Source organism: Cobetia sp. MMG027 (assembly GCF_027947415.1).
Lineage (GTDB): Bacteria > Pseudomonadota > Gammaproteobacteria > Pseudomonadales > Halomonadaceae > Cobetia > Cobetia marina.
On sequence record NZ_JAQJIO010000003.1, the window covers coordinates 300,412 to 325,782 of the forward strand.

Annotated in this window: 13 protein-coding genes; 10 read left to right on the forward strand and 3 right to left on the reverse strand. The window is 66.0% G+C overall.

The genetic code is table 11. The annotated features are described in order from the left end of the window. The first annotated feature begins 533 nt into the window (after nt 1–533). Nucleotides 534–1,421 (forward strand): LysR family transcriptional regulator, encoded by an 888-nt coding sequence (locus tag PJK54_RS05360; RefSeq protein WP_077379163.1) that lies wholly within the window; start codon nt 534–536, stop codon nt 1,419–1,421. 157 nt (nt 1,422–1,578) lie between these two features. Next, nucleotides 1,579–2,589, forward strand: a complete 1,011-nt coding sequence (locus PJK54_RS05365; RefSeq protein WP_271302403.1) for a glutathione S-transferase family protein — start codon at nt 1,579–1,581, stop codon at nt 2,587–2,589. A gap of 31 nt (nt 2,590–2,620) precedes the next feature. Here the strand turns inward: PJK54_RS05365 and PJK54_RS05370 are convergent, their stop codons facing one another. Next, nucleotides 2,621–3,127, reverse strand: a complete 507-nt coding sequence (locus tag PJK54_RS05370) for a YaiI/YqxD family protein (RefSeq protein ID WP_077379167.1) — start codon at nt 3,125–3,127, stop codon at nt 2,621–2,623. Nucleotides 3,128–3,704: 577 nt separating this feature from the next. Between PJK54_RS05370 and PJK54_RS05375 the strand changes: the two genes are divergently transcribed. From PJK54_RS05375 to nfi, 3 genes are all read left to right on the forward strand, one after another. Next, nucleotides 3,705–5,402, forward strand: coding sequence for a DEAD/DEAH box helicase (locus PJK54_RS05375; RefSeq protein WP_271302404.1), 1,698 nt, complete (start codon nt 3,705–3,707; stop codon nt 5,400–5,402). A gap of 178 nt (nt 5,403–5,580) precedes the next feature. Further along, nucleotides 5,581–6,153, forward strand: a complete 573-nt coding sequence (locus PJK54_RS05380; RefSeq protein WP_271302405.1) for a PRC-barrel domain-containing protein — start codon at nt 5,581–5,583, stop codon at nt 6,151–6,153. 53 nt (nt 6,154–6,206) lie between these two features. After that, complete coding sequence (gene nfi / locus PJK54_RS05385) at nt 6,207–6,974, forward strand: deoxyribonuclease V (protein ID WP_271302406.1); 768 nt, start codon at nt 6,207–6,209, stop codon at nt 6,972–6,974. 66 nt (nt 6,975–7,040) lie between these two features. Here the strand turns inward: nfi and PJK54_RS05390 are convergent, their stop codons facing one another. Continuing rightward, entirely contained in the window at nt 7,041–10,586 is a 3,546-nt protein-coding gene (locus tag PJK54_RS05390) for an AAA family ATPase (RefSeq protein WP_271302407.1), read from the reverse strand. Further along, a complete protein-coding gene (locus PJK54_RS05395; protein ID WP_271302408.1) occupies nt 10,583–11,980 on the reverse strand; it encodes an exonuclease SbcCD subunit D C-terminal domain-containing protein in 1,398 nt (465 codons plus the stop codon). Before PJK54_RS05395 ends, PJK54_RS05390 begins: the two co-directional genes overlap by 4 nt. Before the next feature lie 358 nt (nt 11,981–12,338). Between PJK54_RS05395 and PJK54_RS05400 the strand changes: the two genes are divergently transcribed. The 5 genes from PJK54_RS05400 (at nt 12,339) to recD (ending at nt 25,319) form a co-directional block, all read left to right on the forward strand. Further along, on the forward strand, nt 12,339–12,758 hold the full coding sequence (locus PJK54_RS05400) for a DUF1499 domain-containing protein (RefSeq protein WP_077379176.1): 420 nt from the start codon (nt 12,339–12,341) through the stop codon (nt 12,756–12,758). 522 nt (nt 12,759–13,280) lie between these two features. Next, on the forward strand, nt 13,281–14,621 hold the full coding sequence (locus tag PJK54_RS05405; protein ID WP_271302409.1) for an MFS transporter: 1,341 nt from the start codon (nt 13,281–13,283) through the stop codon (nt 14,619–14,621). Between the two features lie 210 nt (nt 14,622–14,831). After that, nucleotides 14,832–18,914 (forward strand): exodeoxyribonuclease V subunit gamma, encoded by a 4,083-nt coding sequence (locus PJK54_RS05410; RefSeq protein WP_271302410.1) that lies wholly within the window; start codon nt 14,832–14,834, stop codon nt 18,912–18,914. Beyond that, nucleotides 18,911–23,167 carry a UvrD-helicase domain-containing protein gene (locus tag PJK54_RS05415; RefSeq protein ID WP_271302411.1) on the forward strand — a complete coding sequence of 1,419 codons (4,257 nt, stop codon included), beginning with the start codon at nt 18,911–18,913 and terminating at the stop codon, nt 23,165–23,167. The genes PJK54_RS05410 and PJK54_RS05415 overlap by 4 nt, the downstream gene beginning before the upstream one ends. Next, nucleotides 23,160–25,319, forward strand: coding sequence for an exodeoxyribonuclease V subunit alpha (gene recD / locus PJK54_RS05420; RefSeq protein ID WP_271302412.1), 2,160 nt, complete (start codon nt 23,160–23,162; stop codon nt 25,317–25,319). The genes PJK54_RS05415 and recD overlap by 8 nt, the downstream gene beginning before the upstream one ends. Nucleotides 25,320–25,371: the final 52 nt, after the last annotated feature.

The window sequence follows — 25,371 nt, forward strand, 5'->3', positions numbered from 1 at the left end:
GGTAAAAGAAGATACTTGTGCACGCGTGGGAGCGAATGAAGGATTCGCAGCATAGTTGACCGATGATGTGATGAAGTGAACAGAACAGAAGACGACAGATTCGCATCCGAACCTTAACCAAGCTTTTGCGCATTCGATAGGCTGGACACATGTCCAGTATTAGGAATTCAACCCTGTTTTGATCATCAGGGGTCGTGCTAGCGGTGTCTGTTTTATGAGGACAGTCGAAAATCCCGCCATTTTTGCTTAAGAAACGCTGTTCTCACAGTAATATCTGCTTGCTGTTAAATTTTGTAACTTCGTCGAAATATTCTGCAAGTCAGTGCGTACATCACGAGGATAGCGTCCTGTTGTCAGAGGATTGTGACGCAGAGTGGCGAACGTGTTGGCACATGATGCTCTGGCGTCGCAACATGAGATCTCTGAAGGGGGCGAAGATTGTCCAGAGGGACAGCAGGGTGGCGTCGCTCGTGTCGCCCTGTCTCGCCTTTCGTGCGCCCGCGTGGCAACAGGAAATCAGTGGAGAATGTCCGATGTCGTCTCGAGTGACTCTGGCCCAATGGCAGATGCTGGCCGCCGTGGTCGATCATGGCAGTTTTGCCCGAGCCGCCGAGGCCGTGCACAAGAGCCCCTCCACGCTCAATCATGCGGTGCATCGCCTGGAGGCGTTGCTGGGAGTGCCGTTGCTGGAGCCGGTGGGGCGCAACGTGCGCCTGACCGAGGCCGGCGAGATGCTCCTGCGTCGCGCACGCCAGTTGATCGAGAGTGCCAGCGCGCTGGAGGATGTGGCCCAGGCGCTGTCACAAGGCATGGAGAGCGAGATAAGCCTGGCCGTGGATCAGCTGTTTCCCTCGGACCTGCTGGCCCGTGCGTTGGAGGGGTTCTCCGCGGCCTATCCCCAGGTACGGATACAGCTGCACGAAACCACCCTGACGGGTGGCAGTGAGCTCTGGGATGCCGGCCAGGTCGATCTGCTGGTCAGCGCGCTGCCACAGGAAGGGCAGCTTGGTAGCCTGCTGGTGCGGGAAACCTTCGTGGCGGTAGCGGCGCCAAGGCATCCCCTGCATGCGCTGGGACGGCCGCTGGATCTGCGTGACCTCGAACAGCATCGGCAGCTGGTGGTGCGCGACAGCAGTCGCTCGACAGGCATGGATGCCGGCTGGCTGAAGGCAGAGGAGCGCTGGACGGTGAGTCATCTGGCGACGTCCGTCGATCTCGCCGAGCGTGGCCTGGGCTTTGCCTGGCTGCCGCGTTCACGAATCTCGCAGGCGCTGACCCAGGGGGCACTCGTGCCCTTGCCCTTGCTCAACGGCGGCGAGCGTGAGATCGACATTCATCTCTACCTGCCCGATGCCGACAGCGCCGGCCCTGGCGTGCGTGCGATGGTCGAGCAGCTGCATCACAGCGTTCAAGGGGGGTGAAGCACTCCTGAGCCACATGAGGAAGCGGCTGGGGATTGGAAAAGCCTCTGGGCGCTACCACCTGTCAAAGAGGCGTCATTCGTTGCGTGCGGGGACCATGGCTCCTCTGCGATCCCTTGAATGGCTATCCTCACCTTGCATGACAGGACATTTCCTCATGGGCTTACTGGTCGATGGCACCTGGCAGAACCGTGGTTACGATACCGACAGCAATGGCGGGGAATTCAAGCGCGAGAGTGCCAGCCTGCGTGACTGGGTCGTACCCCCAGGTGCGGCCGAGCAGGGCCCTGACGGCCAGTCTGCCGTGCCCGCCGAAGTCGGGCGCTATCATCTCTATGTCTCGCTGGCCTGTCCGTGGGCCCACCGTGCGCTGGTGATGCGCTCTCTCAAGGGACTGACGCCGGTCGTGGGCATGTCCTTCACCAGCCCCTACATGCTGGAACATGGCTGGAGCTATCTCGAGGAAGAGGGCTCCAGTGGCGATCCGATCAACGGCGTGCGCTACCACCATCAGCTCTACACCATGACTGACCCGCACTACACCGGCCGTGTCACCGTACCGGCGCTGTGGGATCGCAAGGCGGGGCGCATCGTCAACAACGAATCCGCTGACCTGGTGCGCATCTTCAACGACGCCTTCGATCCGCTGACCGGCAATGACCTGGATTTCTCTCCCGAGGACCTGCGCGGCGAGATCGACGCTCTCAATGCCGAGATCTACGACAAGGTCAACAATGGCGTCTACAAGACCGGTTTTGCCACCAGCCAGCAGGCCTATGAGCGTCACTTCACCGCGCTGTTCGCCTGCCTGGATTCACTGGAACGCCGTCTGGCCGACTCGCGCTATCTGGTCGGTGAGTGGTTGACCGAAGCGGACATCCGCCTCTTCACCACGCTGCTGCGCTTCGATGTCGTCTATCACGGCCACTTCAAGTGCAATCAGCGCCGCATCAGTGACTATCCCAATCTCTCGAATTACCTGCGCGAGCTGTACCAGTGGCCGGGCGTCGCCGAGACCTGCGATCTCGCGCAGATCAAGACCCACTACTACGGCAGTCAGCTGGCGGTGAATCCGACCGGTATCGTGCCCCTCGGCCCGATGCTGGATCTCGAGGCACCGCATGATCGTGAGCGCCTGACAGGGCAGGGCATTCGCCGCCACCACTGAAGCCATCGCTGCCGGGACGAGGCGTTCGGCCTCACGGCCTGGTTCGTCTGGCCTTGGCCAGCCAGCGGTCCAGCGCATTGCCGAAGTCGCGCTGCTCGCGCTGGCCATAGGCGGAGGGGCCGCCGGTGTGTTCGCCGCTGGAACGCATGCTCTCCATGAAATCGCGCATCTGAACCTTGGCGCGGATGTTGTTGGCATCCAGTGTCTCGCCGCGGCTCGTCATCACCAGGGCACCTTTCTCGATCGCCTCCAGCGCCAGCGGCAGGTCGGACGTGATCACCATGTCGCCGGGCCGGGCGCGCTCGACGATCAACTGGTCCGCCGCATCGGCACCGGCAGGGACGGACAGCGCCTTGACATGCACCGAGCGTGGCAGCGGCACCTGATGATTGGCCACGAACCAGGTGGGGGTCGCGGTCCGCTCCGCGGCGCGGACCAGGATGTCGCGCGCCGCGCGCGGGCAGGCGTCAGCATCGACCCACAGCGTGGTGATGGGCTCGGCGGGTGAGGGGGTGGTGGGGTCTTGCACGTCAGTCATGCCGTCTCCTGTCAGAGGGAATTGGCGAGTGTGGCCTGCGCCGATAGACGCCTGGCCTGCGACCAAGGTCAAAAGAAAGGATGCAGAATGCGCGAGGGACTGCTAGAATGCCAGCTCCTCGCATGTAGTGACCCACCATCCTGAGTAGCCGAAGCCGGTGATCGCCTTTCTTGACAGGCCTTCAGACGGTAATTTCGCGCCTCCCGGACCGAGTGGCGTAGCTTGCCCCGAGCCCTCCGTGACCCCTCGATCCTTCGATGTCCGGCCGCCGCGACGCAAGACCCGTCCCAGTCCACAGTGTGCATGATGGAGCGCCCCGAGACTCTCAAGTGGAGAGCCTCTGGTTGCTGTACGGTCGCCGCAGCGTTGTGCCTGATAGCGGAAATGCGTCTGCCATCAGAGCAACCCGGGCCCGTCCATGCCAAGACGTCCAAGCACTCGTACGTTTTTTCTGATGATGCCAGCGCCTCGTGCCTGACGGCATCGCCAGACGGAGCCCTTACGCTTCGTGTCGGTTCAAGCCGACCCATTCTTCAGCTACAAGCTTCACTTGTAGCCATTTAGGTGTGAGATATACATGACCACGACTTCCGTCGTCGATCGCTTCAGCGATCTTGCCCTGCTGCCTGCCGTCCTGACCTCTCTCGAGAAGCTGGGCTACGAAACACCGTCCCCCATCCAGGCCCAGACCATCCCGAGCCTGCTCGATGGCCGTGACATGATCGGTCAGGCCCAGACCGGTACCGGCAAGACTGCGGCCTTCGCTCTGCCGCTGCTGACCCGTCTGGACCTCGACCGCCGCGAGCCGCAGGTTCTCGTGCTGGCTCCGACCCGTGAGCTGGCTCAGCAGGTCGCTGTCAACTTCACTCGTTACGGCCAGTTCATGCGTGGCCTGGAAGTTGCCACCCTTTGTGGTGGTCAGGACTACCGCGAGCAGATGCGCAGCCTGAAGAGCGGCGCCCAGATCGTCGTCGGGACTCCGGGTCGTGTCATCGACCACCTGGATCGCAAGAGCCTGAAGCTCGACGGCCTGTCCGCCCTGGTGCTGGACGAAGCCGACGAGATGCTGCGCATGGGCTTCATCGATGACGTCAAGCGCGTCGTCGCCGATACCCCGAAGGAAGCACAGCGCGTGTTCTTCTCCGCGACGCTTCCGACCGAGATCGAGCGTATCGTCAACCGTTACCTGGTTGACCCGATCAAGGTGGCCATCAAGTCCGAATCCAAGACCGCTTCCACCATCGAGCAGATGATGGTGCGTGTCGAAGGCGGCGCCAAGCTGGAAGCGCTGTCTCGCCTGCTGGAAGTCGAGACCGTCGATGCCGCCATCGTCTTCGTGCGGACTCGTGCCGCCTGTACCACCGTCGTCGAGCAGCTGATGGCTCGCGGTATCTCCGCTGCGGCACTGTCCGGTGATCTGGACCAGTCCCTGCGTGAGCGTACCGTGACGCGTCTGAAGCGTGGCAAGGTCGACGTGCTGGTCGCGACCGACGTCGCCGCTCGTGGTCTGGACGTGGCGCGTATCACCCACGTCTTCAACTACGACCTGCCGGGTGACAGCGAATCCTTCGTGCACCGTACTGGCCGTACTGGTCGTGCCGGTCGTGAAGGTCGCGCCATCACCTTCGTCAGCGGTCGCGAGATGCGTAAGGTTCGCTGGATGGAGCAGGCCCTGGGCCAGCGCATCACCGAACGCCAGCTGCCGAGCGAAGAAGAGATCCGTGCTCACCGTGACGCGGCCTTCCGTGCTCGCGTCGTCGAAGCCCTGGGCAGCAGCTCCAATGGCCACCGCGCCCTGGTGCAGAGCCTGATCGAGGAAGGTCATGATCCAGTCGAGCTGGCCGCGGTCTTCGTCAAGATGGCTCGCGCCGAAGAGACACCGATCCAGTCCCTGCCGAAGCCGGGTGCGCGTCGCAACGAGCGTCCTGAGCGCGGCGAGCGTCCGGAACGTGGTGAGCGTCGCAACTCTGCGCCGGTCGCACGTGAAGGCATGAAGCTCTACCGTGTGGCCGTCGGCCATCGTGACGGCGTCAAGCCGGGCCAGCTGGTTGGCGCTCTCGCCAACGAAGGTGGCATCGAAGGTTCGCGCATCGGTCGCATCGACATCCGCAACACGCACAGTGTCGTGGAACTGCCGAGCGGTCTGCCGACCAGCATCGTGTCCAAGATGGCGCGCGCTCGCGTCGCTGGCCGTCCGCTGGAACTGGCAGAAGACGGTGCGGGCGCTCGTCCGCAGCGCCGTGAAGGTGGCAACGACGACCGTCGTCGCGCCTGATCAGGCCTGAGTCTGGCCGGCGCTGAACACAGTGCTGGCCACGGCTTCTGAAAAGACCGGTACCTCTCACGAGGTGCCGGTTTTTTTGTGCCTGGACGAAAGGCGCCACAGGGGCTGGTATCCTGTTCTGGCATAGCGGTGGAGCGTCCACCGTCCATCATTTCCCGAGGATGCCCACATGATCTCTTCACTCGATGCCCTGCGCCGTGGCCTGAAGGCCGCGCCCGCCCGCCAGCTGATACTGTGCGCTCTGCTGGCGACACCCTGGTTGTCGCTCAGCGCGGCCCACGCCGAGTCCGGCATGCCCGCCAGCAGCGCCACGCCGGAGATTCGCGTCCCGCTGGTCTCGCTGGAGGCCCTGCGGCTGTCACCGGTGGTCACGCCGCAGGGCGAGGTGCTGGGTCGGGTCGAGGATGTGCTCAGTGATACGCGTGGCCAGATCCATCGTCTGTTGATCCGTCCGGAAGGCGGTGACAAGGCGGCCAGCATCGACTTCACGCGCTTCACTCGTGAAGCCGTCAGTGATCCGCTCGCCGCCACGGCCCCCGGCGACATCCGCTACCGCCTGGTGCTCGACATGACGCTAGAGCAGCTGGCGGCACGCGCGGATCAACCGCTTTCCAATCGGCTCTCGCGTCAGCTGGAACGCAGCATGGGAGAGGTCGGCAACGGGCTGGACAGCTTCCGCAACCAGGCGGCGGAGGTGCTGCGTTCATTGGGCAAGCAACTTGAAGGTGAGGGCGATCGATAGCATCTGAGAGGGAGAGACCCGCAACCGCCGTGAGGGAATGCATGAGTAAGTGCATGAGTGAGTGGACGACAGCACTGCACGATTGGAATCTCGACCCTGCCGACGCCGTCGCCAAGCAACGCGAAATGGCGACGCGACTGACGCTGACGCCGCTCTGGGGAGCAAGCCCCGAGGACTGGCCGGCGACCATCACGGGGGTCGATATCGGCTTCGAGGATGCAGGCGAGGTGACACGTGCGGCGGTGGTGACGCTGGATCTGGCGACCCTGGAACCCCTTGAGCAACAGCTGATCCGTCAGCCGACCCGCATGCCCTACATTCCGGGCCTGCTGTCGTTTCGGGAGCTGCCCGCTGCCATCGCCGCCATTGAGGCACTCGAGCGGCCGCCCGAATGCCTGATGGTGGACGGTCATGGCATCGCCCATCCGCGCCGCCTGGGCGTGGCGGCGCATCTTGGCCTGTGGTGTGACCTGCCGTCCTTCGGAGTGGCCAAGAAGCGTCTGTGCGGCAAGCATGGTGAGCCGGGCGATGCGCGTGGTGACTGGGTCGCGTTGACGGATCGCTTACGCGAGGCGGATGCCGAGCTCGGCATCATCGAGGACACCGCGCTGCCCAGACGCGAACAGCGCAGCCAGCTGGGCGCCGTGCTGCGCTCACGGGCGAAGGTCAAGCCGGTGTTCGTCTCGCCGGGCCAGCGCATGAATCTGGAGACGGCGCTTTCGATGACCCTGCACTGTCTGGGCAAGACCAAGCTGCCCGAGCCGACCCGACTGGCGGATCAGCTTGCCAGCCGGCGTCTCAAGCGGCTCCGTGATGCCTAGCTTCGCATTACCTGTCTTCGCGTTATCTGTCTCTGCGTTATCTGTCTTTGCGAGGCCTGGCGACGCTTAGCCTTCGATCTCCAGACGGCTCTGACCGTTGCCCGAGGGGCGCACCGCGATACGCACCGGAATGCGTTCATGCATCTCGGCCACATGCGATATGACCCCGACGCGACGGCCGCTGGCCTGCAGGCCATCCAATGCCTCCATCGCCAGCGCCAGCGAATCCGGGTCGAGACTGCCGAAGCCCTCATCGATGAACAGCGATTCGATGCGCAGCTCGCCGGAAGCCATGCCCGCCAGGCCCAGCGCCAGTGCCAGCGAGACAAGGAAGGTCTCGCCGCCGGACAGCGAGTGAACGCTGCGCAGCTCGTCCCCCATCTCGGTATCCACCACCACCAGCCCCAGCGGGCTGGCGCCGCGGGCCAGACGATAGCGACGTGTCAGATTGGTCAGGTGCAGATTGGCATGCTCGATCAGGCGCTCGAGATTGAAGGCCTGGGCGATGGTGCGGAACCTGGCGCCGCTGGCGCTGCCGATCAGCTCCGACAGCGCCCCCCAGCGCTGATGTTCGGCACGCGCGGCTGCGAGACGCTCGGCAAGCGCGGCGCTGCCACTGCGGCGCTGATCATCATTGAGTATCGCCGCCTGTGCCGTCTGATGGGCCTCGCGCACGGCATCGAGCGGTGCCTTGAGTGCCGTGATCAGACTGGCCAGCGCCTCGCCAAGCTCGCGGGTGTCGTCCTCGGGCCCTGGCGGCGCATCCGTCAGTGTGCCAGCGGCTCCTTCTTCCGGGGCCTCCTGCAAGCGGGCCTGCAGACCAGCATGCAATGCCAATGCCTGCTTGGCCTGGCCGCGAATGACGCCGAGCTCTTCAGCTCCTGATGCACCGTCTCCCGCGGTACCGTCTGCCTGCGTATCGTCTCCAGTCGTGTCCTCGGCGGGCGCTGCCAGCTGTTCGAGTGCTGCCTGCCAGTCGGAGGTCCGAGCGGCCTGCCAGTGTTTGAGCTGACGCGCATTGCGCTCCTCACACAGGGCATCCGCGCGTGCGACTCGCTCGTGGGCGGTACGCAGTTGCTGGCGCAGTGCCTGCAGGTCGTGATCCTCGACGGCCAGCAACTCCTCGATACGCGCGTCATCCAGGCCAGGGTTCTCGGCCTGCCAATGCGCGCGTTCACTGTCGAGCGCGCGCTGCTCCTCTTGCAGCTCCGTTTGGCGTTGCTGCAGGTTGGCCTGCTGCTGCGTCAGCTGCTGTTGCTGGTCGCTCAGCTCTTGCAGCGCCTGACGCGCATCCTCCTGCTCATTGCGCATGCGGGTGGTCAGCGATTCGACCCAGTCGGACCAGTCGCTCACGCTGGCATGCTGTCGCCTGGGGTCTGCGCTCAGCTGCTGGGCAAGCGTGCCGCTCAGCTGCTCGATCTCGCTCGCCAGCGCCGCGATGCGTGCCTCACACTGCTGAAGCTGCGCTTCGCCATGCTGGCATTGCGTCGTCAGCGTGGCGTGGCGTGTCGCCAGTGCCTGGCGTTGCTCCCGCAGCGGCGTCAGCTGACGCAGCGTCGTCACCAGCGCGTTCTGACGGGCGTCCAGTTCGCCAAGGCGCTGCTCGATCAGTTCCAGTGCTCGTGCGGCAGGCAGCTGGGGCAGGGACTCAAGCAGCGGCTGCTCTGACAGCGAATGCCGAGCCAGAATGTCGGTCAGATTCGACTGACAGGTCTGCGCCTGCTGCTGCAGATGTTGCCGCTCCGTGTGCAGCTGCGCCTGTTCCTGCTGCAGGTAGCCGAGCTGCTGCTCGAGACGTGCGTGCTCGTGACTGGCCGCCTCCATGGCGTGCTGCGCGGTGGCCGTGGCCTGTCGGCGCTGTTCAAGGCGCTCGCGGGCCTGCTGTTCCAGCTGCGCGATCAGCGCCTCGGCCGGCGCGGCCTGGCCGGCGGCGGGGTGCTCATGGCTGCCACATACCGGACATTCCTCGCCATGGACCAGCCCACGGCGCAGCGCCATCACGTTGTCGCTGCGTGCCAGACGCTCCTGCTCCTGCTGGCGGCGCTCGGCGTCTTCCTCGTGGCGCGCCTGATCACGGGCCTGCAATGCCTGGGCCTGCCGGGCAGCCACATCGCGCAACGCCTCTTGCTGCCGAGGCAGCAGCTGCTCCAGCTCGACAAGGCGCTGCTGGACCTCATCACGGCGGGCCAGGCCATTGATCTGCTCACTGAGCACAGGTTTCAGCTGCAGCAATGCATCGCGCTGACGTTGCAGCTGGTCCCGATGGTCTTCGGCATCGCTCAGCGGCTGACCGGACTCGTCGACCAGCGTCGCCTGCAGCTGCTGGAGTTGCTGATCCAGCTGCTGGCGCTGGCGATCCTGTGTCTCCAGCTCCTGCTGATGGTGGCCGAGCGTGTCGCGCAGGCGTTGCTGCTCACTCTGCTGGCTGACATGTGTCTCGCGTTGTTGTGCCAGACGCGAGGCCACCTGACGGGCCTCTTCCAGCTTGGGCAGCTGCTCGCCACGCCAGGTCTCGCAACGCTGCATGCGTTCATCGGCGGCCTGCTTGTCGGCCCGGGCCTGCTCGGTGCGTGGTGACAGAGTGCCGAGCTGTTGCTGTACTCGGGTGAGCTGCGTGGTCAGCTGGGCATGCTGCGGCGAGATCGCCTTGAGGCGCAGCAGGGCAGGGCGAATCGGTGCGAGGGCTTCCAGAGCGCTGAGTTGCTCGCGCTGACGGGATAGCGCAGCACTGGCGGCGTGAGCCTCCTTCTGTTCAAGCTGCGCCTGACCCAGGGCCTGTTCGAGCTCGCCCGCCGTGGTGGTCCACTGGTGATAGGCCGTCAGCGCATCATGCTGTTCGCTGAGGCGGGTCATGGCCGTCTGGCGTAGACGGACCTCATCCTCGAGTGCCTGGCGCTCGTCCGGGCTTGCCGGCAGCTGGCCATCCAGCTGGCGTTCGAGCTCGTTGACGGCCTCGCGGGCGCTGCGCTCACGCTCGTGGGCGGCGATCGAGATATCGGAGTAGTGGCCGGTGTCGGTCAGTTTCTCCAGCAGCTCCGAGCGCTCGTTGTCGTTGGCGCGCAGGAAGGCGCTGAACTCGCTCTGGGCCAGCAGCACGGCGCGGGTGAACTGCTCGAAGTTCAGTCCCAGTCTGTCGATGATCAACGCCTTGGCGTCATTGCTGGTGGTATTGAGGGTCTGAGCTGACTGGGTGTCATCGGCCGTGGGCAGCAGCTGGAGATGTTGCTTGGCGTTCTGCAGGCGCCCGCCGGGTTTGCCGCGCGCGCGGCTGACCGTCCAGCCGGCGCGATAGCGCAGGCCATCGCGGCCGATGAAGTCCACCTCGGCCTTGCCTTCGCCGCAGCCGCGCCGGAGCAGGCTGCGCGGGTCCTTGAGGGTCAGCTGATGCTCGCCGACATCCTCCAGCTGACCGCCGCTCGGGGTCTGGCGCAGGCGTGGCGTGGTGCCGTAGAGCGCCAGACACAGGGCATCGAGCAGCGTGCTCTTGCCGGCCCCGGTGGGTCCGGTGATGGCGAACAGGCCCGCATCGGACAGCGGCGCCTTCTCGAAGTCGACTTCATGCGCGCCGGCCAGTGAGGCCAGGTTGTCGAGGCGCAGGGCGAGGATCTTCATGCCTGACCTCCCTTGGCCTTGTCTGCCGAGGCTGTCTTGTCGGCCTGGCGACCGGGCTTGGTGGCCTTGCTCGGTTCCCCTGCCAGGCGTGCCTCACGCGCGATCTCGACCTCCTCGAGCAGCTGGGCGAAATCCTCGATCAGCGTCGGGGCCGGCTCGCTGTCATAGGTGGCGCGATAGTGGCGCTCGAACAGCCCCATCGGTCCCAGCTCATCGAGCTTCACGCCCTTCGGCGCGCGATTCTCGGCGCTGGGCGCCGGATAGCGGGTGACCAGCTTGATCAGCCGCAGCGGCGCGTCTTCCAGCAGTGCCTCGATGCGCGCGCGCAGGTCGATGACGGGCGCTTCCAGCTGCACGCTTACCTCAAGCCACGGCCAGCGTGCCGGCTCGAGTTCACGGTCTGCCTCGGCGACCAGCGCCGTGAGCTGGGCGGTGATCTCGGTCAGCGGTGCAGGCCCGATGCGCGTGAGCGCGACATGGCAGGGCACGCGATGCTCCTCGACGCCCGCGAGCGTCTCGTCTTCGAGAGTGATCTCCAGCACGCGGTGACCGTAATCGACCTCGGAGAAGTCCATCGCCAGCGGCGTGCCGCAATAGCGGATACGCTCCTGGCCGCCCACGCGTTGCGGACGATGCAGGTGGCCGAGCGCTACATAGGCGATGTCGTCGGGGAACAGGCTGGTCGAGAGCGCCTCTTCGCCTCCCATCAGGATCGGACGCTCGCTGTTCTCGGAGACCTCGCCGTCTCGCATGTGCGCGTGCCCCATGGCGATCAGCGCCTCGCCGGGCTGGCGGGCGGCACGCGCCGCGCTGACCAGCTGCTCGTGCACACGGGCCACTCCCGCGCGATAGGCCTCGCTGCGGGTGCGCTCAGGCTTGTTCACGTCCTGCGACTCATCCTCGCCAGCTCCCAGGCCGGTGACCTCGGCCGGGCGCAGAAAGGGCACCGCCAGACACAGGGCGCGGCGCTTGCCGTCACGATCATGCAACGGCACCAGCAGATGCTGACAGTCGAGATGGTGGGCATCCCCTCCGTCGGCAGAATCATCGACCCAGCGCACACGGCCCAGTGCATGGGTCTTGAGGCGGGCCAGCAGGGCGGCTGGCAGCTCGATGCGCGAGCCGGAATCGTGATTGCCGGCGATCATCACGATCTCGAGCGCCGCGTCCTGCTCGTGGGCGCGCACGATGAAGTCGTAGAGCAGCTCCTGGGCGGCGAGGCTCGGATTGACCACATCGAACAGATCACCGGCGATCAGCAGGGCGTCCGGGGTCAGACACTTGAGCCGTGCCAGCAGCCAGTCGAGAAAGGCGGCATGTTCGACATGGCGACTCTGGCCATGGAAGCTCTGGCCGAGATGCCAGTCCGAGGTATGCAGAAAGCGGAAGCTCACGATGCGTTCCTTGCGGTGTCAGAAGGAGAATCACGAACCCGGTCGAGCTGACGTCCGAGTCTGGATGTGCTCAGTGTACGGATTGCGTCTGGTCGGGCGAAGGGGAGGGCATCATGTGTCGTGCATCTGGAGCGCATTTTCAGGCAGTTGATCTGGATCAATCCCGTTCACGGGCAAAATCGACAAAAGTCGCTACGCTGAAAGTCGAGGCCTGTGTCGAAATCCGACATGCCCCGGCGATGGCAGCGTCAGGGTGGCTTCAGAAAGGCAGGAATCGATGGACGACCAATGAACAACAATCAGGCCGGCAACATGGGAAGCCGTTGCCGATGCCCAGAGATGACAGGAAGGAATCGCAATGCGCCACGGTCTTTTTGCCTCACCTCGCCCCGATAACCTCGGCCTGCATGATGGGCTGCTGGCACCAGCCCCGAGTACCCCCAACGGGGTCAGCTCCCAGGCCTCCGACAGCAAGCATTACGTAGCGCCGCTCCCGATGCCGACGGACTGTTGCCTGAGCGCGATGGAGAAGATGCACAGCATCATCGAATCCATGGGGCATGCGGAAATCATCAGTACGGATGACGGTTATCTGCATGCGGAATTCCACACGCCCCTGCTGGGCTTCGTCGATGACGTGGAAATCGTCTGCAATGAACAGGAAGGCGTCTGTCATGTACGCAGCGTGTCACGCATGGGACATTCCGACCTCGGCAAGAATCGTCAGCGGGTCGAGGATATCCGTCATCGCCTAGAAGGCTGGGGTTACTGCAGCTGAAGCTGCCCCGAGAAGGGCATCGCTCACGTCGATGCGCCACCTTCACCTCGCCAATGCACCTGTGTGTCTCCCGACGACTTCCCATCACCCCGGTCGGCCTGTTCAGGCGCCGGGGTGTTTCGTCTGCGTCTTTCGTGCCTGATCTGCCTGGCCGGGCTTTCATGTCTCTTCGCGCGCTTGCGACATTTCGTGCCCCTCGCTGCAGAAACCGCCCGTAATCCGTGAGCGGGCGCTACCCAGCCACGGACGTGTTTGCTACTCTGGGTGCGTTACATGAGACGCATGACTGCATCGAGCAATATTGTGTTTTTCGCAATACAGTGATGCAGCGTACGCTGGCAGGATTCCGCACCATCGCCACGCCCGGGGCAACCCCGGTGCTTTCCGCCATTGCGCTCGCTAGAACGCCTGACCGTGGCGTCTGCGAGGCTTGTGCTGAAAGACGACACGACAACAAGATGCGCGACGCGTGAATCACTCTTGACCATCGCTGGACACCAGCCCCCGCTAACACAGAGATCCATGAACGATTCCGTCCCCGCAGCGGGCTCAGCCACCGCTGCCCACGATTTGCCCAACGAAAATTCGCTCAAGCGTGGTGATATCAAGGTACTTGGCCTGTCCGCACTCGGCGGCGCCCTCGAGTTCTATGACTTCGTCATCTTCGTGTTCTTCGCCACCGTCGTCGGTCAGCTGTTCTTCCCGCCCGACATTCCCGAATGGCTACGTCAGGTGCAGACCTTCGGTATCTTCGCCGCCGGTTATCTGGCGCGCCCGCTGGGCGGCATCATCATGGCCCACTTCGGCGATACGCTGGGTCGCAAGAAGATGTTCACGCTGTCCATCTTCATGATGTCGTTGCCGACCCTGCTGATGGGCATGCTGCCGACCTATGCCGTCATCGGCATGTGGGCGCCGCTGCTGCTGATCATCCTGCGCATCTTCCAGGGTGCGGCAGTCGGCGGTGAGGTGCCGGGGGCCTGGGTGTTCGTCAGCGAACACGTCGCACCGCGTCACAATGGTCTGGCCTGCGGCACCCTGTCGATGGGGCTGGTGGGCGGCATCCTGCTGGGCTCGCTGATGGCCAGTGCCATCAACAGTGTCTATACCCCCGAAGAGGTGAGTGATTTCGCCTGGCGGATTCCATTCATCATCGGTGGCGTGTTCGGGCTGTTCTCGGTCTACCTGCGTCGCTGGTTGCACGAGACCCCGGTCTTCGCCGAGATGCAGCAGAAGAAGGCGCTGGCCGCCGAGCTGCCCTTGAAGATGATCCTGCGTGAACAGCGTCCGGCGATTGCCGTGGCGATGGCCGTCACCTGGGTGCTGACCGCCGCCATCGTGGTGGTGATCCTGATGACACCGAGCCTGATCGCAGAGCTTGAGGGGCTGACTCGTGCCGCCGCCTTCTCCGCCAACAGTCTGGCGATCGTGGCGGTGTGCATCGGCTGCATCGTGTCCGGTTACATGGTCGATCGTATCGGTGCCGGGGTGACCCTGGTGCTGTGGAGCGCTCTGCTGGGCATCACCTACTGGGTCTTCCTGGCCACCATGCACTCGGACCCCAGCCTGCTGGTGCCGCTCTACTGCCTGACCGGCTTCAGCGTCGGCATCGTCGGCGCGGTGCCGAGCATCGCGATCCGCGGCTTCCCGCCGGCAGTGCGCTTCACCGGGCTGTCGTTCTCCTACAATGTCGCCTACGCCATCTTCGGTGGTTTCACGCCGATTCTGGTCTCGCTGATGATGACCGTCTCGCCGCTGTCGCCCACCTGGTACGTGGCGGCGCTGTCGCTGATGGGCGTGGTGCTGGGTCTGTGGCTGGCGCTCAGTCCGCGCGGCCGCGAGCTGATGGAAATCACGCGCTGAGCAGAGCACTGACTCGGCGCCAGGGCGACTGTTCCCGACCAGTCAGGCATTCATCTGTCTGAAAACGCGCATCACCCTCCGGGGTGGTGCGCGTTTTCGTTTGGGCCAGCGCCGAGGCGGCGCTAGGATGGAGGCACTCGTCACGCCTCGCTCTCGACTCGTCTCGCCTCGGCCATGAGGGCTCGGGGGCTTTGCCAGCAGGATGCCCGCATGTTTACCGTTCTTCACGCCAATCACCTCGAGGATCTGCGCGATCTGGCGCTCAAGGTGATCAAGGCCGCTCCCCAGCCTCCGCTGGTGCCGGAAACCTTTCTCGTCCAGTCCAACGGCATGGCCCAGTGGCTGAGGTTGTCATTGGCCGAGGCCGATGGCATCGCTGCCTCGGTCGATTTTCCACTGCCCTCAAGCTTCGTGTGGCGTGCCTATCGCGGGGTCCTGGGTGGCGTGCTGGGCGACGAGATTCCGGAGCTGTCACCCTTCGACAAGGGCCCGCTTGCCTGGCGTCTGCTGCGCCTGTTGCCGGGCCTGCTGGCCGATGAATCCCAGGCGGAATGCTATGCGCCGCTCAGGGATTACCTGTGTCGCGATGAGCGTGGCCAGCTGATCGAGGCAGTCGATGAGGGTGCCCTGCCTGCACTGCCCGAGGGGCCGGAGGCAGAGCGTCAGCAGTGGCAGCTGGCCTGCCAGCTGGCGGATCTCTTCGACCAGTACCTCAACTACCGTCCCGAGTGGGTGCGCAGCTGGGAGAGCGGGCTGGAGGATGACAACTTCCGCGATGCCTTCGCGCGTCAGCAGGCCGCAGGCGAGCTGCCCGCCAATCTGCTGCCGGACAACCTGCCCGCCAGCCAGAAATGGCAGCCGGCCCTGTGGCGCGCGGTACTGGCGGATGCGCCGCCCAGCAGCCGACAACATCACCGTGCCGCTCTGCATGGTCGCTTCGTCGCGGCCGCGCGCGCGCTGGAATCACTGCCCTCATCACGCCGCCACCCGTTGCCGCCACGGCTGTTCGTGTTCGGCATCTCGGCACTGCCGGGGCAGACGCTGGATGCGCTGCATGCGCTGTCCGGGGTGATGGACATCTACCTGATGATCACCAATCCCTGCCGTCATTACTGGGGCGATATCGTCTCCGACCGCGAAGCCGTGCGGCGCAGTATGAGAGCCGACAGCCTGCGCATGGACAGCGAGCGCGTCGCGCGACAGCGTGCCCGTCACCCCGAGGCACCGGCGCTGACCGGGCTGGCGGAGGAGGAGCTGCACCTCAAGGCCAATCCGCTGCTGGCCGGGCTGGGTGCCCAGGGGCGTGACTTCATCGTCAATCTGTATGAATTCGAGAGCGCGCTGTCCGGCCGCGATAGCGGTTTCGATCTCGAACTGGACGTCTTCGTGCCGCGCATCAACGAGGATACGCCGCCCGAGCACGCACCGCTGCTGCATCAGATCCAGGACGAGATTCTCGAGCTGGTGCATCCCGGCGAGCGCGCCCTGGCCGAGGGAAGTCCTCGCAGGCTGGAGGCGCAAGATGATTCCATCAGTCTGGTCAGCGCCCACTCGGCGCTGCGTGAAGTCGAGATTCTGCATGACCGCCTGCTGGCGGCCTTCGAACGTGCCCACGAGGCGGCCAGGCAGGGTGGGGGCGAACCGCTGCGGCCGCGCGACATCCTGGTGATGGTGCCGGACATCGACCGATATGCCCCCTATATCGAGGCGGTCTTCGGTCAGCTGCCGCCGGGCAATCCGCGCCATATTCCCTTCACCATCGCCGACCGAGTGGCCAGTCAGGCCAATCCGCTGCTCGGACTGGTCTTGATGCTGCTGGAGCTGCCGGAGCGCCGCCTCGGCGTCAGCGAGGTGCTGGATGCACTGGATGTCGCCGCCTTCCGGCGTCGTTTCGCCATCGAGGAGGGCGAACTTGAGCGCCTGCGGCGCTGGCTGGCCGACAGCGGCGTGCGCTGGGGGCTCTCCGGTGAGCACCGTGAGCAGCTCGGCTTCATGCCTCTCGACGAGAACAGCTGGCGCTTCGGGCTCGAGCGCATGCTGCTGGGCTACGCCACCGGGGCCCCGGCGGCCGGCTCCCCGGCGGCCGGTGCCCCGGAGGCCGGCGATCCGGCGGCCGGCTCCCCAGTACAAGGTGAGCAGAGCGCCGACCTGATGGACGGCCTGATGGACGGCCTTGTCGACATGAACGGCCTGAGCTTCGATGGCGTGGTGCCCTTCGATGAAGTGGCCGGTCTCGAGGCCGAACTGGCAGGCAAGGTCGGCGAGCTGATCGAGAGCCTGGATCGCTGGCGCCGCTGGCTGGACACCTCGCGTACGCCAGCGGACTGGGCGACTACGCTTCAGCGATTGTGGGAGGAGAGCCTCAGCCCGGACAGTGCCGAGGAATTCGACATTCTGGCGCGTCTGCAGGCGGCGCTTTCCCGCCTCGACAAGGGCTGGCAGCAGGCCGGTTTCGAGGGCTGTCTGTCGCTCAAGGTGGTGCGCGAGGCGCTGCGTGGCGAGCTGGACAGTGGCGGTCTCGCCCAGCGCTTCCTTGCCGGTCGGGTCAACTTCGCCACCCTGATGCCGATGCGTGCGATTCCCTTCCGCGAAGTGCACCTGCTGGGCATGAACGATGGTGACTACCCGCGCGTGCGCATGCCGCAAGATTTCGATCTGATGGCCAGCCGCCCTCAACCGGGAGACCGCTCACGGCGTGACGATGATCGCTACCTGTTCCTGGAGGCGCTGCTGGCGGCGCGGGATCGCCTGTCGATCTCGTGGGTCGGGCGTGACCAGCGCGACAATGGCGAACGGCCGCCCTCGGTACTGGTCGGGGAACTGCTTGATTACATCGAGCTGGGCTGGACCCCCGAGACGCATGCCGAGGCACCGGGTGTCTCTCGCGAAGCTGCCCTGCGCGAGCGTCTGATCACCGAGCATCCATTGCAGCCCTTCTCTCGGCGCTACTTCCATGCCTCTCAGGCAGCGGTCGTAGATCTGTTCAGCTATGACGCCAGCTGGTCGAGCCTGTATCGCGCGGCGGGTCAGGCTCCAACCTCAGAGGCATCCCCGGTGAATCAACGCGAGGCCAGTCAGGCGAGCGCGGCGGGGGCCGCCGCCTTGAAGCAGCTGGTGGAGCAGGCGCCGGAGTCCCATCTGCGTCTCGGCGCGGACTCGCTGGCGCGCTTCCTGCGTCGCCCCTGGCAGCTGGGGCTGGACCGCGTCGGCGTGCGCTTCCGCGATGCCGAGGTGCCGGATGAGGACAACGAACCCTTCGCCCCCGACGGGCTGGAGAACTTCACCCTGACCCGCGAGCTGCTGGACGCCGCGCTCACCGGACAATCCTTGCCGCTGGCCGCCGAACGTCTGCGCCGGGCCGGGCGGCTGCCGGCGCTGGGCTTTGCCGATGCCTTGATCGAACCGCGCCTCAAGCGTCTCGACCAGCAGTTGGCCAGCTGGCGCGACCAGCTCAGCGATGCCACCTCGCTGCTGCCGCGCACCCTCGAGGTACCGCTGATCATGCAGGATGAGGACGGCAAGCCCTTGCGGGTGACGCTCACCACGCGTCTGATCAGCCGTCGGCAACTGCGCGATGACGCCGAGGGCGAGAGCCGCCTGCTGGCCACGCTGGAGGCGACCCACTTCGGCACCCTCAAGCCTGGCAAGGAGGGCCGCTACAAGAAGCTCGGCAAGCCGCATCGTCTGCTGGCCGGCTATCTCGACTGGCTGATGGCCAACGCGCGCCCCGGCCTCGGGGAGGTGGCGGGTGATCAGGGCACGCGCCGTGAAGGCTATCAGTGGCTGGCGGTGTTCGAGGACCGCTGGCTGCTGTTCCCCGCGCTGCGCATCGAGCAGGCCGAAGCTTCGCTGCGCCATCTCGTCAAGGCGTATGCCCAGGGCTGGCAGGCGCCGCTGGCCGCCGCGCTGGAACTGGCGACCACGCTCTGGGAGGTAGTGGGCGAGGAGGATCGCAGTGCCTTGTTCGGCGCACTCAAGGCGCAGGCCGCTGACGGCACGCCAACGCTTGAGACGGCGCTGGCCGCCATCCACAAGCCCTGGCTTGCCGACAGCCTGTCGCGCGCCATGGAAACCCGCTTCAGCGAAGACATCTTCAAGGGCCCCCAGGCGCTCAGGCGACAGGAAGGCGCGCTGGGCGAGCTGTGGCCGGAGTTTGACGCCTTCGCCCGTGCGGGCGGCGTGCTCAACAGCGTGCAGCTCTATCAGCCGTTGATCGAGAGCATGATCGGCGTGCGTCAGGGCATTCTCGGCGAGCGCGCGGTGGAGCTTGCCACCGGGAAGGGTCAGTCATGAGCGATACCAGAGTGGAAGGCATGAGCGGTGTGGAGAGTGGCGTGAGGAGTGGCATCGCTCAGGACAAGGAAGCGGCAATGAGTGACGAGATGGATCAGAGCCAGCAGGGCCAAGCCCTCGATATTCCGACGCTGCCCCTGCTCGGTCAGCATCTGATCGAGGCGAGTGCCGGCACCGGCAAGACCTTCACCCTCGCCGCGCTCTACGTGCGGCTGGTGCTCGGGCCCTTGCCCGGGCAGGCGGCCAGCGTGAGCTATCCGCGTCCGCTGACGCCGCCGGAGATTCTGGTGGTGACCTTCACCGAAGCCGCCACCGCAGAGCTGCGTGACCGCATTCGCGCGCGTCTCAAGCAGGCGCGTGAGGCGCTGCTGGGGCGTGCCAGTCCTGATCCGATCCTGGCCGAATTGCTCGCGCCGCTGCTGACATCCTCACCTGCCGAGGACGCATCACGCCTCAAGGCCGCGGCGGCGCGGCGGCTCGATCAGGCCGCGCGCCTGATGGATGACGCCGCCATCTTCACCATCCACGGTTTCTGTCAGCGCATGCTCAGTCGGCATGCCTTCGATGCCGGCGGACGCTTCGGCGCCGAGCTGCTGCAGGATGGTCAGTCATTGCTGACACGTTGCGTCGAGGATTACTGGCGCTGCGAATTCTACCCGCTGGCCCGTGAGTGGCAGGCCTTGATCCGTGGGCGCTGGGCCGGCCCGGAAGCACTGGGAGAGGAGCTGCGCGGCCTGTTGCGTGACGGCACGCCACGCCCGCTGTATCGCGACGGTGAATGTCTTGAGGCCCCGCAAGACCTGAGCGAGCTGCTCGGCAATGCCGAACAGTGGCGTCAGCAACAGGAGGCCGCCCGGCGCGCCGTCGAGGAAAGCTTCGATGAGCCGGCCATTCGCGACGTGATGGGCGAGGCCTTCGCCAGCAAGGCCCTCAACGGCAACAGCTACAAGGAAGCCGAACTCGAGCCCCGCCTGGCGGCGACGGCCGCCTGGCTGGCCAGCGGCGAGCACGATTTCGCCGCCGACATGCTCGACAGCAAGAAGCTGTGCTGGCTGAGTCAGGCCAAGCTCGAGAAGGGCACCAAGAAGAATTGCCAGACGCCGCGTCACCCCTTCTTCGCGGCGCTGGACCTGCTGGCCGAGGTACCGGCACCGGACGCCGTGCTGCTGGATCAGGTCGCCGTGCACGCGCGTGACAGTGTCGCCCGCGCCCTGATCTGCGAGAAGCGCCGTCTGGGGCTCTGGGAATTCTCGGACCTGCTCAATGACCTCGACCACGCGCTGGACCCTTCGCTCAATGGCGAGGCCAGCCAGCGTCTGGCGCGTCAGGTCCGTCGGGAACTGCCGGTGGCGATGATCGATGAATTCCAGGATACCGACCCGGTCCAGTACCGCATCTTCCGGCGCATCTATCCGCAGACGGCGGGCGATGGCTCGTGCGATGGGCCGCTCGATGAGCAGCACGTTGACGCTACTGACAGCGACGACGCTGACGAGGTACCCAGCACGCTGTTGATGATCGGTGACCCCAAGCAGGCCATCTACGCCTTCCGCGGCGCCGATATCGATACCTATCTGGCGGCGCGCCAGGTCACCCCCTCGCGCTTCACCCTGCCGCGCAACTTCCGCTCCAGCGCCGCGATGGTGGCGGCGGTGAATGCGCTGTTCGCCCAGCATCCTGCGCCCTTCGGCAGTGAGGACATTCCCTTCCAGCCGGTCGAGGCCCAGGGCACGCGCACCCGGCTGGTGCTGCGGCATCCGGATGGCCGCGAAGAGGCCGCCTGTGCACTGAATCTGTGGTGGGCCAACGGTGAGCGCCTGAGCGCCGATGCGCATCGCCGCGACATGAGTCGCGCCTGCCGCACCCAGATCCAGACACTGCTCGAGGGCCAACAACGCCTGGCGGCGGGCGAGCCGGGACTGGTGTTCATGGACGCGGGAGATTCGACGGTGCGGGGCGTGGCCGCCAGCGATATCGCGGTGCTGGTGCGCAATGGGCGCGAGGCCGCCGCGGTGCGTGGGGCGCTTGCCGAAGGCGGTATCCGCAGCGTCTATCTGAGCGAGAAGAGCTCGGTGTTCGACACGCCGGAGGCCTTCGAGCTGCTGCAGCTGTTCGAGGCTGTCGCCCATCCGCGGGATGACCGTCGTCTGCGCGCCGCGCTGGCGACACGCCTGCTGGCGGATGACCTCTCGCTGGTCGAGCGTCTTGTGGTGGATGAGCTGGCCTGGGAGCGCGAGGTCGAGCGCTTCGATGGCTACCACCGTGACTGGCAGCGGCGCGGTGTGCTGCCGATGCTGCGCGGCGTGATGCGTGACTTCCGGGTCGGTGAGCGGCTGGCGGCCCGCGCCGGGGGGGAGCGTGCCCTGACCGACGTGCTGCACCTGGGGGAGCTGGCCCAGAATGCTGCCCAGCGGCTCGATGGCGAACAGGCGCTGCTGCGCTGGTGGCATCAGGCACTGGAATCCGGCCATGAAGCGCTGGACAGCGACAGCCTCAGTCAGCGACTGGAAAGTGATGAGGGGCTGGTGCGGGTCGTCACCATCCACAAGTCCAAGGGGCTTGAGTATCCCATCGTGCTGTTGCCGTTCATGGCCAGCTTCCGCGCCGCCGAGCCGGACAGGAATTTCGGCCTGCTGACCCTCAAGCAGCGCTGGCTGGCTGTGGCTGACGTGGGAGGTGATGACCAGGGAGGTGATGACCAGGGAGGTGATGACGAGGAAGTACCTGCTCGGAGAGTCGATCAGGAGGATGACGCGCTGGATGACAGCATCCTGGTCAAGAAGCCCTCCAAGGAGGCCATCGCGGCGGCCGACCATGCACGGCTGATGGAAGACGTGCGCCTGCTCTACGTGGCGCTGACGCGTCCCAAGTTCGCCTGCTGGCTGGGGCTGGCGCCCATCGGCAAGGGCGGCTTCAGCAAGCAGCTCAGCCTGCCCGTCACCGCCATCGGTTATCTGCTCGGCATGAGTGACAACGAGGAGATCGAGGCCAGCGCCATCGAGGCTGCCTTGTGCCGCTGGTGTGAACAGCAGTCGGCCGGACTCGCTCGCGTGTCCGGTCTGCCGGAGTTGCCCGGTCATGACTATCAGCCACCGGCGGAGCGCGATCAGCACTTCCATGGCGCGCGTCACTTCGCCGGCGGCATCGAGGATGACTGGTGGATCGCCTCCTACACCGCCTTGCTCACGGATGCCCGTCAGGTGACGGCGGCGCTGGAAGACACCGGCGATGCCGAGGATGACCGCGTGCCCGAAGGCGCCACCGAGATCGCGCTGGAAGAAGGCGAGCAGGGCCTGACCCGCCCGGACCGCGAGGTGGCGGGCCAGTCAGGCCCGCTGCTGGCGGGCGGCCTGCCGATGACGGTGGGCGAGATCCACCTGCATGATTTCCCGCGTGGGCCGCGCCCGGGGACCTTCCTGCACGGCCTGCTGGAGGCGGTGGATCTCGATCGGCTCGGTGCGGATGACTATCGCGGCGAGCTTGAGCGGCTGGTGGGCTCGCGGCTGCATTTCGGTGGCTTCGATGCCAGCTGGCAGCCACGTCTCACCGACTGGCTGGAGCAGGCGCTGACCCGCCCGCTGCAGGGCTTCGAGGGCGAGCCTATCCTGCTCAACCGGCTGGATGCCTGGCAGCCGGAGCTGGAATTCTGGCTGCCGGCCGTGCACGCGCGCAGTCTGCCGCTGGACGCCGTGGTCACCGCGCTGGAACCGTTGCCGCGCTCGCGGCCCAGGCTCGCGCCACGCCGCATGCACGGCATGCTCAAGGGCTTCATCGATCTGACCTTCCAGTCCGGCGGCCGCTGGTACGTGCTGGACTGGAAATCCAACTATCTGGGCGAGCGCCCCGAGGATTATCTTGGCGAGTCACTGGCCCGCGCCATGGTAGAGCACCGCTACGACCTGCAATACGTGCTCTACACCCTCGCGCTGCATCGCCTGCTCAAGGCGCGCCTCGGCGAGGACTACGATTACGAGCGCTGCATGGGCGGGGTGCTGTATGTCTTCCTGCGCGGCCTGGATGCCGGCGGTGACTCACCCGCGCTTGCGGTGGATGAGACTGAAGCGACGCCCGGCCGGCCCCTTGAAAGGACAGCGACGCCCGGAGTGTTCCAGCGCCGCCCATCACAGGCGCTGATCGAGGCGCTGGACCTCTGGCTGGGCGGTGACAGCTCCGCATTGGACAGCCTGCTCCTTCACACCACCGACACCTCGCCACTCACGCAAAGCGGCCAGCAGGGGGCCTTCGATGTCTGACGCCACGCCTTTGGAAACGCAGCAGCACAGCGCTGCCCCTGACGCCCCGACTGCCGAGACCCTGCTCGCGACGCTCGGCCTGTGGGTGGAGCTGGGCTGGCTCAGGCGAGTCGATGCCCATCTGGTGCGCTTCATGGCGCGTCATGTGCCGGAGGCCCCGGCCAGCGTGCTGCTGGCGGCTGCGCTTGCCAGCCACCAGCTGGGGCGCGGGCATGTGTGCCTGTCGCTGTCGCGGGCGCTGGCCGAGCCACGCGCGACCCTGTCGCTGCCACCGCTGGAGCAGTCCGAGGCGCATCTTGCCGAGGTCAGCGTGGCCCTGCCGGAAGCCTTCCTGGCGGATCTCGATGCCGGCCGCTGGGCCGAGCAGCTGGCGGAATCGCGGCTGGTCAGCGTGCTGGCGCAGGCCGATTCCCCGGCAGGCCATCTGCCGCTGCGCCCGCTGGTGCTGGTGGGCGAGCGCCTCTATCTGCGCCGTTACTGGCAGGCCGAGCGTGAAGTCGCGGCGGGGCTGCGTGCGCGGATGGGGCCGAGCGAGGAGGGCGAGACGCGGGTCAGCGATGCGCTGGGCGAGCGTCTGCGTGAGCTGTTCACCAGCAATCAGCCGGACCCCCACGGTGAGCCGGACTGGCAGAAGCTGGCTTGTGCCCTGGCGCTGCGTCAGCGCCTGACGGTGATTTCCGGCGGCCCCGGTACCGGCAAGACCACCACCGTCACGCGCCTGTTGGCACTGTTGCAGGCGCAGGCGCTCTCTGGTGGAGCTGGCGGTGTGGAGGTGGAGAGCGGTGTGGTAGGCAGTGTCGGGAGCGATGAGACAGGCCATCCGCATGAACGGCGGGCGCTGGATATCCGACTGGTCGCCCCGACCGGCAAGGCGGCCGCGCGGCTGTCGGAGTCGATCCGTGGCGCGGTGGCGAAGCTCGAGGTGCCAGACGCGGTGCGCGCCGCCATCCCGCGTGAGGCAAGCACCGTGCACCGCCTGCTGGGCGCACGTCCGGATTCCCGCCACTTCCGCCATCACGCCGGCAACCCGCTGGCGCTGGATCTGCTGGTGGTGGATGAAGCCTCGATGGTCGATCTCGACCTGATGGCGGCGCTGCTCGGCGCGCTGCCCGCCCACGCCCGCCTGATTCTGCTCGGCGACAAGGACCAGCTGGCCTCGGTGGAAGCCGGCGCCGTGCTGGGCGATCTCTGCGAGCATGCGCTGCCGCCGCGTTACTCACCGGCAGTGTGTGCAGACCTCGCCCGCCTGACCGGCGAAACGCTGGATGAGGCCATCGCCACGCCGGATGTCTCGGAGACGCAGGACACGGCAGACCGCGGCCGACTCGCCGATCACGTGGTAGTGCTGCAGAAGAGCTACCGCTTCTCCGCCGACAGCGGTATCGGTGCCCTGGCGCGTGCCTGCAATGCCGGAGACCGCCAGGCGTTGCGCGCCGTCTGGAAGACCGGTTATCGCGATATCGCCTGGCTGAAGCTCAGCGGCCCGGAGGACCGCGATCTGGAGACGCTGGTGATCAATGGCTATCGCCCGGCGCTGGAGGCCGTGCGTGAGCGGCGCCCGGCACGAGAGGTGATCGATCTGCTGCTCGAGTTTCAGCTGCTGTGTGCGCTGCGCCGTGGCCCCTATGGGGTCGATGGCCTCAACCAGCGGGTGGCGCGGGTGCTGATGCGCCGTGGCCTGATCGCCGAGGAACGCGGCTGGTACGCCGGGCGTCCGGTGATGGTGACGCGCAATGATCGCGCGCTGGGGCTCTACAACGGCGATGTCGGCATCACCCTGCCGGACCCCGCCGCCGGGGGGCGCCTGCGTGTGTTCTTCCCGGTCGAGGAGGAGGTGTCGTCAGACGCCGAGCGTGATGGGCAGGACACCGAGATCCAGCGTTTCCACCGTGGCGTGCGCGCGGTATTGCCGTCACGTCTCGAGGCGGTGGAGACGGTCTTTGCGATGACGGTCCACAAGTCGCAGGGCTCCGAGTTCCGCCATGTGGTATTCGTGTTGCCTGAGGGAGCCAACCCGATTCTGACCCGCGAGCTGGTCTACACCGGCATCACGCGGGCCAAGTCGCGGGTCACGCTGGCGGGCACCCGCCGCGAGACGCTGGAAGGCGCCATTGAACGACGCGTGGTGAGAGCCAGCGGGCTGGTGCTCTAGACCGGACGCCGACGGATGATCGTCAGGTCAGGCCCCGCTGCGCTCGACAGGA